General features: G+C 39.0%; 1 protein-coding gene. It reads left to right on the plus strand.

From position 1 onward, the window contains the following. Positions 1-329: 329 nt before the first annotated feature. Positions 330-2,009 (plus strand): IS1634 family transposase, encoded by a 1,680-nt coding sequence (locus Q5691_RS27460; RefSeq protein WP_333348398.1) that lies wholly within the window; start codon positions 330-332, stop codon positions 2,007-2,009. Positions 2,010-2,317: the final 308 nt, after the last annotated feature.

Here is a 2,317-nt window from a genome sequence, read left to right on the forward strand (position 1 = left end):
AACCCACATTCCGCACCCCAACTGGCACATAGGCAGATTGAGGGGGTAAAAGTGAATCATCCGAGACCATCATGAGTAGAAATACTCAACTATCTCGGTCACTCAGCATTACCCAGTAGTCCATTCTGGAAAATTGACGTGAGGGCGTGAGTTAAATCTGATATCAGTTAAAATTGCGAGCGGTAAAAAACCAAGTTTATTACGTATCCGTAACGCGCTCACAGCCGCGAAAAAGCGTTAATTGCGCTCGCTCTTCCGTAACAAATCATCACCAAAAATAGTGTAAACTGGCGCTCGCGATGAACAATCAAATCAGGATTCAGCAGCCCATGCAGAAAGCATCCCAGATGAAAGTAGAAAACCTAGATCATCTGGGCTTGATAGCCGGTCTAATTGATGAAATAGGAATAGTCCAAAAAATCAATGAATTAGTAGGCGAACAACCGGGCGAGATAGTCAGTCCCGGCCTGGTAGTTAAAGCCATGATTATTAATGGATTAGGGATGGTTTCCGCCCCATTGTATTTATTTTCTAAATTTTTTGAAGGGAAAGCAGTAGAACATTTACTTGGAACGGGGATTCAAGTATCACATTTAAATGATGACCGTTTAGGCAGAGTATTAGATAAATTATATTTGACAGGAATTACGGAAATCTTCACAACCATTGCCCTGTCAGCCGCTCAAAAATTCGAGATAAATACCGACACATCTCACCTGGACTCAAGTTCATTTCATCTACATGGCAAATATGAGCAAGAATTGCCATCAGTATCTTTTTCGAGCATAGAAACAGATAGCAATCAGTTAGATAATTCATCAATCAACCATCAAACATCGCCCATACCAATTGAGATTACCTACGGCTACTCTCGCGATCATCGTCCCGACTTAAAACAGTTCATTTTAGACCTAATTTGTAGTGGAGATGGAGATGTACCACTATTTTTACGAGTAGCTTCAGGAAACGAATCAGATAATTCCATATTCGCCTCAATTTGTCAAGACTTTAAAAACAAATTAAATCTCGACAGTTTAATGGTAGCTGACAGTGCATTATATACCGCTCCCAATTTAGAAATGTTAACCAATTTAAGGTGGTTAACTCGTGTACCACTCAGTCTGAAACAAGCGCAGCAACTGGTATCTCAATTAAATGAATCAGAATTTCACGATAGTGCTGTGACCGGATATCGTTGGTCAGAACACAAAAGTAATTATGGTGGAATTACACAAAGATGGTTAGTAGTAGAGAGCAGTTTGCGTCGTGAGGCAGACCAACGTAAATTAGAAAAAAAACTCAAAAAAGCTGAAATTGAGGGTCAGAAAAAGTTGCGAGAGTTATCAAATATTGAATTTGCTTGTGACACCGATGCCTTGTCAGCAGCACGTCGTTTATCTACAGAACTAAAATATCATAATTTAACCCAAATTAGTAGCAGACAATCGACAGCAAAATCCCATGCTAATTCGACCAGTTCTGACATTTCTAGCTCTCAGCTAATATTTAAAGTTCAGGCACAACTAGAATTAGATGCTAGTGCGGTAGCCAAAGCAACCAAAGCTAGTGGCAGATTTATCTTAGCTACTAATGTGCTGGATGCTTCACAATTAAATCCTGATGAAATGATTGTAAAATATAAGAAACAGCAGTCGGCAGAGAGAGGGTTTGGGTTTTTGAAAGACCCCTTGTTTTTTACGGATAGCGTGTTTCTAAAGTCGCCGGAAAGAATAGAGGCTTTAACTTTGGTAATGGGTTTGTGTTTGTTGATTTATACTTTAGGTCAAAGGTTACTCCGGCAAAACTTGCAACTCACTAATAAAACCGTAAAAAATCAGTTGGGCAAAGGAACCAATCGACCTACTTTGCGCTGGATATTCCAAAGTTTTCAATCGATTCATGCCGTGTGTATTCAAGGAATTCAGCAAGTTTCTAATTTGACATCAGAACGGTTAGCCATCTTAAATTTATTTCCAGTCACCTGTCGGTCTTATTATTTTTTGTTGTGAAATGAAGTCGATTATTGATTGGTAAAACTGACTTACATTTAAATAATTGTTGATTCAGCAGTGATGTATTATTGTCATAATGCAGGCGATATATGCTGGGAATTAATAGTTATCAATGGTCTGATTTTTGACTTTTAATGGGTTAAGAAGATTGAATTAATGCCCTCATGTCAATTTTTAGGAATTCCTAACTGAGTGATGCGAGCGTTGCACAGATTTTTGGGTGTTTTTACTCACGATTATCTCGGATGATTTACTTTTATCCCCTCCATCTGCCTATGTGCCAGTTGGGGGTGCGGAATGTGGGT

The sequence above is a fragment of the Microcoleus sp. w1-18aA5 genome, from assembly GCF_036701705.1.
Taxonomy (GTDB): Bacteria; Cyanobacteriota; Cyanobacteriia; order Cyanobacteriales; family Microcoleaceae; genus Microcoleus.

Excerpts from the sequence above, each read along its gene's own strand:
- Q5691_RS27460 (WP_333348398.1), top strand. The coding sequence starts at position 330 with ATGCAGAAAGCATCCCAGATGAAAGTAGAAAACCTAGATCATCTGGGC.